Annotated in this window: 7 protein-coding genes; 1 reads left to right on the top strand and 6 read right to left on the bottom strand. The window is 73.9% G+C overall.

Annotated elements, in window-relative coordinates; all coding sequences use genetic code 11:
- From C1I97_RS27955 to C1I97_RS27935, 5 genes are all read right to left on the bottom strand, one after another.
- A partial coding sequence (locus C1I97_RS27955) for an SDR family NAD(P)-dependent oxidoreductase (protein WP_111005914.1) occupies positions 1 to 527 on the bottom strand: 527 nt, incomplete at its 3' end.
- Between the two features lie 5 nt (positions 528 to 532).
- A complete protein-coding gene (locus C1I97_RS27950) occupies positions 533 to 2,332 on the bottom strand; it encodes a glycoside hydrolase family 15 protein (RefSeq protein WP_111005913.1) in 1,800 nt (599 codons plus the stop codon).
- Positions 2,333 to 2,418: 86 nt separating this feature from the next.
- On the bottom strand, positions 2,419 to 3,210 hold the full coding sequence (locus tag C1I97_RS27945) for an SURF1 family cytochrome oxidase biogenesis protein (protein WP_181446952.1): 792 nt from the start codon (positions 3,208 to 3,210) through the stop codon (positions 2,419 to 2,421).
- 58 nt (positions 3,211 to 3,268) lie between these two features.
- Positions 3,269 to 3,502 (bottom strand): hypothetical protein, encoded by a 234-nt coding sequence (locus C1I97_RS27940; protein WP_111005912.1) that lies wholly within the window; start codon positions 3,500 to 3,502, stop codon positions 3,269 to 3,271.
- Positions 3,503 to 3,580: 78 nt separating this feature from the next.
- Positions 3,581 to 4,567 (bottom strand): DEDDh family exonuclease, encoded by a 987-nt coding sequence (locus C1I97_RS27935; protein WP_111005911.1) that lies wholly within the window; start codon positions 4,565 to 4,567, stop codon positions 3,581 to 3,583.
- Positions 4,568 to 4,715: 148 nt separating this feature from the next.
- Here C1I97_RS27935 and C1I97_RS27930 point away from each other — a divergent pair, with 148 nt between their 5' ends.
- The gene (locus C1I97_RS27930) at positions 4,716 to 5,438 is read left to right on the top strand and encodes a VIT1/CCC1 transporter family protein (protein WP_111005910.1); all 723 of its coding nucleotides are present in this window, start codon (positions 4,716 to 4,718) and stop codon (positions 5,436 to 5,438) included.
- Between the two features lie 11 nt (positions 5,439 to 5,449).
- Here C1I97_RS27930 and C1I97_RS27925 read toward each other — a convergent pair whose 3' ends face one another.
- Positions 5,450 to 6,457 carry a CopD family protein gene (locus C1I97_RS27925; RefSeq protein WP_111005909.1) on the bottom strand — a complete coding sequence of 336 codons (1,008 nt, stop codon included), beginning with the start codon at positions 6,455 to 6,457 and terminating at the stop codon, positions 5,450 to 5,452.
- Positions 6,458 to 6,712 lie beyond the last annotated feature (255 nt).

The raw sequence follows: 6,712 nt of genomic DNA, 5'->3' as shown, positions 1-6,712 counted from the left end.
TCTCCAACGGGCTGCGGCCCCAGCTCGTCCGAGAGGGACTTGGCGAACCCCGCGAGCCCGGGCCGCAGCCCGTTGGAGATGGTCAGCCCGGGAACCGGCTCGTACACCGAGCTGGACAGCACGAACCCGATGGCCCCGCCCGGCTCCAGCTCGGCCGCCGCCGCGCGGGCGAGCCGTACCGCGCCCAGGAACACCGATTCGAACGCGGCCTGCCACTGCTCGTCGGTGTTGTCGGCGACGAAGCCGGGCGGCGGCCCGCCGACGCTGACGAGGACGCCGTGGAAGCCGCCGAAGCTGTCCCGCGCCGCCGCGATCAGCCGCGCCGGCGCCTCCGCGTCCGCGTTGTCCACGGCCACCCCGACCGCGTTCGGGCCCAGCTCGGCCGCCGCCTCGGCGACCCGCTTCTCGTCCCGCCCGGTGATGACCACCTTCGCGCCGTCGGCGACGAGCTCGCGCGCGGTGGCGTTGCCCAGTCCGCGCGTCGATCCGGTGACGACGTACACCCGGTCCTTCAGTCCAAGATCCATGACACCTATCCTGCCCGCTCGCCCCCGTACAGGGCGAGGGCGGTGTTCACCAGTCCGATGTGGCTGAACGCCTGCGGGAAGTTGCCGAGCTGCCGGCCGGGCGTCCCGGCGCGGCCCACCTGGTACTCCTCCGCGAGCAGCCCCACGTCGTTGGCGAGATCGACCAGTCGTTCGAACAACTCCCGGGCCTCCTTCGTCCGGCCGGTCATGTGCAGCGCGTCGGCGAGCCAGAACGAGCAGACCAGGAAGGTGCCCTCGCCGCCGGGCAGCCCGTCGACGCCGGTCGTGTCGGTGCTGTAGCGGCGTACGAAGCCGCCCTCGCCGAGTTCCGCGCGGACCGCGTCCACGGTGCCGGCCACGCGCGGGTCGTCGGGCGGCAGGAAGCCCACCCGGGGGATCAGCAGCAGGGCGGCGTCCAGTTCGCGGGAGCCGTAGGACTGGGTGAAGGTGTTCCGCTCGGCGTCGTAGCCCTTCGCGCACACTTCGCGGTGCACCTCCTCGCGCAGGGCCCGCCAGCCGTCCAGGTCCCCGCGCAGCGACGGGTTCTCCTCCAGCGTGCGCACCGCGCGGTCGGCGGCCACCCACACCATCACCTTGGAGTGCACGAAGTGGCGCCGGCCGCCGCGCACCTCCCACAGCCCCTCGTCGGGCTGCCGCCAGGCCCCGCGCAGAAAGGTCAGCAGCGCGCACTGCATCGACCATATGTGCGGTTTGGCGGACAGTCCCGAGCGCCGGGCCAGCGACAGCGAGTCCATGACCTCGCCGTACACGTCGAGCTGGAGCTGTCTGACGGCGTCGTTGCCGACGCGTACGGGTACGGAGCCGGCGAAGCCGGACAGCCACGGCAGCTCGTACTCGGGCAGCCGCCGCTCGCCCGCGAGGCCGTACATGATCTGCAGGTCGGCCGGGTTGCCCGCGACCGCGCGCAGCAGCCAGTTCCGCCACGCCTCGGCCTCCTCCTGGTAGCCCGCCGACAGCAGGGCGCCCAGGGTGAGGGTGGAATCGCGCAGCCAGCAGTAGCGGTAGTCCCAGTTGCGCACGCCGCCCAGCTCCTCGGGCAGGGAGGTGGTGGGGGCGGCGACGATGCCGCCGGTGGGGGCGTAGGTGAGCGCCTTGAGGGTGATCAGGGAGCGGACGACGGCGTCCCGGTGCGGTCCGTCGTAGCGGCAGCGCGCCGCCCAGGCACTCCAGTCCTCGACGGTCTGCTCGAGGGCCTCGTAGGGGTCGATCAGCGGGGGGCGCGGGTCGTGCGAGGGGTGCCAGGTCAGGACGAACGCCACCTTCTCGCCGGCGGCGATCGCGAACTCGGAGTGCGTGCCGAAGTGCTCGCCCCAGGTGCGGACCGCCGGCTCGCTGCGCAGCCACGCCGAGTCCGGGCCGGCGACGGCCACCCGGTGGCCGTTCGATCTGCGCATCCAGGGGACGATCGAGCCGTAGTCGAAGCGCAGCCGGAGCGTACTGCGCACGGTCACCCGGCCGCTCAGGCCCTCCACGATCCGTACGAGGTCCGGCGCGCGGTCACGCTGCGGCATCAGGTCGGTGACGCGTACCGACCCGTCCGGGGTGTCCCACTCGGTGTCGAGGACGAGCGTGCCGGGGCGGTAGGCGCGGCGGGCGCAGGGGCCGCCGGCGCCCTTGGGCGCGATGCGCCAGTGGCCGTTGTCCTCGTCGCCGAGCAGCCGGGCGAAGCAGGCGCCGGAGTCGAAGCGGGGCAGGCACAGCCAGTCGACGGAGCCGTCCCTGCCGACCAGTGCGGCGGTCTGCTCGTCGCCGATGAGCGCGTAGTCCTCGATCCGCGGGTGCACGGATGACCGGATTCCCGGCGGACGCGGGCGGCAATCAGGGACGTGCCGCCCGGGTGAGGCGGCCCGGGACCTCCGGGACCTCCTCGCTAGACCGACGCCGGTGCCGTCTCCTGCGCCCCTTCCTTCGCCGCCGCCTGAGCGCGCTCACGGGCCTCGCGGCGCAGCAGGACCACCCAGCCGACCGGGACACCCGCCGCGAACAGCCACCACTGGACGGCGTACGCCAGGTGCGGGCCGATGTCGCTGTGCTCGGGATCGGGCAGCAGTTCGGGGCTGCCGCCCCCGGGGGCGGGCGAGGTCAGCTGGATGTAGCCGCCGAGGACCTGCTTGCCGAGCCGTTCGGCCTGCTGGGCGCTGTTGATCAGCATCACCTGGCGGTCGGGCAGGCCCTTGACGTTCTTGATGCCGCTGTCCGCGGTCGTCTCGTCGGGCATCAGCCGGCCGGTGACGGTGATCTCGCCGCGCTCGGGTGCCGGGATCTTCGGGAACGCCGTCTGCGAGGCGTCCGCGGGGACCCAGCCCCGGTTGACCATGAGGACCTTGCCGTCCTCGAGGACGAAGGGGGTCAGCACGTGGTAGCCGACGTCGCCGTCGGTGTTGGTGCGGCGGCGCACGACCTCTTCGTCGGCGGTGTCGAAGTGGCCCTTGGCGGTGACCCTGCGGTACAGGTCGGCGTGTTCCACCGTCGCGCCGGGTGCGGTCAGCGACTCGGCCGGGACCGGCTCGGCCGCCAGCGAGGCGGAGATCACCTCGTTCAGCGCGACCTTGTGCTCATGGCGGTGCAGCTGCCAGAAGCCCAGCCGTATCATCGCCGGGATCAGTGCGATCGCGACGATGGTGAGGATCACCCACTGGCGGGTCCACAGGAAGCGGTACACCCCACGACGGTACCTCCCGGACCGCGGGGTGTTTTCGGCAGGGGTGTCCCGGGTGTCCTCACACGTGGTCGACGATTCCGACCCTCCCCTCCGCGCGGGCGCAGTGGGCGCCGCAGTACCAGTGGCCTTCGGCCTCGACGCCCTGCCCGATGATCTGCACACGGCAGTGTTCGCAGATGGGTGCCAGGCGGTGGATCGCGCAGGCGAAGCAGTCGAAGACGTGCACCGCGCCCTGGGCGTGCACCTCGAAGGTCATTCCGTAGTCATTGCCGCACACTTCGCATCTCGCCATGCGCCACAGAGTGGGTCGTGGACGCCGCGCGGGCGAGCGGGCGGCGGGCGAGTCGTCCGGCCATCACCCGTACGTCCGTCAGCGGCCGTCCGCCGGCTCCACGTCCCCGAGCAGCTGCCCGAACGCCGCCTCGTCCACCACCGGAGTGCCGTACTGCCGCGCCTTGACCGCCTTGGAGGTGCCCGAGTCCGGGTCGTTGGTCACCAGCAGGCTGGTCAGCCGGGACAGACTGGCGGACACGTGCAGCCCGGCCTCCACGGCCCGGTCCTCCAGCAGTTCACGCTCGGTGGAGGTGTCCCCGGAGAAGGCCACCCGCATGCCCTGCTTGAGGCGTTTGCCCGCCTCGTAGCGGCCCGGGTTGGGGTAGGGGCACGCGGGCCGCTTGCGGGACGGGCGCCAGCTGCTCTGCCGATGGCCGCCGTAGCCGCCCGACGACTGCCGGGACACCGGCCGGTCCGACCACTCCGTCAGCGGCCGGCACTCCAGCAGCGGCAGCCGCACCCCGCCCGCGGCCGCGGCCCGCAGACTCGGCCGGAACGCCTCCGCCAGCACGCGCGCGTCGTCCAGCGCGTGGTGCGCTTGCCGCTGTACGACGCCGAAGTGCGCCGCCAGCGACTCCAGCTTGTGGTTGGGCAGCGGCAGGGCCAGCTCCTTGGCGAGGGCGATGGTGCACAGCCGCTGCCGCACCGGCGCCTCGCGCTGCGCGCGCGCGTACTCCCGCGCGATCATCTGCCAGTCGAAGACCGCGTTGTGCGCGACGAGCACGCGGTCGGCCAGCCGCGCCCCGAACTCCTCCGCTATGTCCGCGAACAGCGGCGCGCCCCGAAGCGTCTCGCTCGTCAGCCCGTGGATCCACACCGGCCCCGGATCCCGCTCCGGGTTGACCAGCGTGTACCAGTGGTCCTCGACCTCACCGCGCGCGTCCAGCCGGTAGACCGCCGCGGAGACGATCCTGTCGTCCCGTGCCAGGCCGGTCGTCTCCACGTCGACGACCGCGTACCCCCTGGGATACGCGGCCGGCCACGGCGTGGCGGAAAACCCTGCGAGCGTGCGGTCTTCGAGCATGGTCCCTGAGGATACGGTCCCCGACTGACAGCCTCGTCCCCCGGTGGCCCCGCACCGGGCCTGCGGACGGCGGTCCGGAGGGCCGGTACGGGGGCTGACCGCCGGTCAGAGGCCCGCGCGACGGGCGAACTGTGCGATTCTCCGTTCTGTGACGGAACCGACGGAACCACCACCGCACGACGAGGCGCACGGGGGTGCGCTCGGAGCGCGGCTCAACTGGCTGCGGGCCGCCGTTCTCGGGGCGAACGACGGCATCGTGTCCACCGCGGGACTCGTCGTCGGCGTGGCCGGCGCGACGGACTCCCGCTCGGCGCTGCTGACGGCCGGACTGGCCGGGCTGCTCGCGGGGTCGATGTCGATGGCGACGGGGGAGTACGTGTCGGTGTCGACCCAGCGGGACTCGGAGATGGCCGCGCTGGCCCTGGAGAAGCGGGAGCTGCGCGAGCAGCCCGAGGCGGAGCTGCGGGAGCTGACCGGCATGCTTCAGGAACGGGGACTGTCGCACGACGTGGCCAGAGAGGCGGCGGAGCAGCTCACCGCGCGGGACGCGCTGCGGGCCCACGCGCGCGTGGAGCTCGGCATCGACCCCGACGAGCTGACCAATCCCTGGCACGCGGCCTCGGCGAGCTTCCTGGCGTTCACGGTCGGCGCCCTGCTGCCCCTGCTGGCGATCGTGCTGCCGCCGCCGGGGTGGCGGCTGGTCGTCACCGTGCTGTCCGTCCTGGCCGCCCTCGTCCTCACCGGCTGGAGCAGCGCACGGCTGGGCGCGGCCAGGCCCGGCCGGGCGGTGCTGCGGAACGTGGGCGGCGGAGCGCTGGCCATGGCGGTGACCTACGCGGCGGGGACCTTGCTGGGGGCGGCGGGCGTGTGACGGCACCCCGCTCACCAGCGGATCGGCAGCGGCAGCGCCGTCAGCAGCCCCGACACCGCGACCACCACACCGAGCACGGCGACCTCCGCCCAGGCGGGAGCGGACGCGGCCGGCGGATCGGAGGCCCGGCGCAGCCGGATCCGCGCCCACAGGGCGAGCAGGGCGACGCCGGCCACGAGGATCACCTTGGCGAGCAGGGCGCGGCCGTAGGCCGTCGCCGTCAGCTGGTGCAGCACCGTGTCCGCCAGCATCCGGCGCAGGGCGCTGCACACGCCCGTCGCGGTGACGGCGGCGAGCGGAACGGCCGCCACGCGCGCGTAGCGGCCCAGCAGGGCGGCGCCCGCCGCCGCGCCGCGCCACAGCCGCAGCGTGCGCAGCGCGTGCAGCAGCGCGCCCGCCCACAGCGCCCCGCAGACCAGGTGGACGGCGGTCAGGGCGGTGCCGATCAGCGGGCTGCTCTCGGTGCCGGGGTGCGCGCGCAGGGCCTCGGCGACGACCACCGCGGCGAGCGGCCACACCTGCCGCGACGGGCGCCGCGAGAGCGCGCACAGGCCCATGAGGAGAAAGGCGTTGACCTCCAGCAGGGCCAGCGAGCCGTCCCGGGTCCGGTACAGGCCGTCCACGTCGATCTGGGCCGGGCTGTCCGGCACCAGGTTTCCGGTGGCCACCACCAGGGCCAGGCCCAGGGCGGCGAGGAAACCGGCGGCGGCCGCGTACGGCGACCAGCTGCGCGGCAGCCCGCCGGGGGCTCCGGGGACGCGGCCGGCCAGCCGCTTCACACACAGCTCACCGGCAGGGACGCAGACCGCCGCGAACAGCACCGTCCGCAACACCGCTGTGCCACCGACCCCGGGCGCGGCGGCCTCCCCGGTGCCGTGCAGGGCGGCGGACGGACCGAGCAGCGGTATCAGTGCGGCGAGGGCCACCAGGACGAGGACGGCGACGGCCCGGACGGTCGCGGCCCGCCGCCCCGCCCCGCGCGCGTCCTCCGCCGTGGCGGCCGGCCGTATGAGCGTCACCCATCGATCCTCACCAGCCGCCCCGAACGGAGCAAGTGGCTCCCGCCAAGTGAGGCAACGGCGTTCCGCCCGCCCCGACTTCACGCACCGCCTGTTCGCTCAGGCCCAGCGGGCCGTGTCCGAGCCCCACGGGACCGGAGGGCGGGACCAGCCGGCCGGGCCGCCGGTGAAGGTGAGGGGGGAGCGGGCGTACCGCAGCCGGCCGATGCGGCTGTCGGTCTCCGTGAGCCAGGGGGCTGTCTCTTATACAAATCT

Origin of the sequence: Streptomyces sp. NTH33 (genome assembly GCF_003236365.1) — a bacterium.
Classification (GTDB): Bacteria; Actinomycetota; Actinomycetes; order Streptomycetales; family Streptomycetaceae; genus Streptomyces.
Note: the sequence above shows the minus strand (reverse complement) of the source record. Positions and strands in the feature narration are given on the sequence as shown.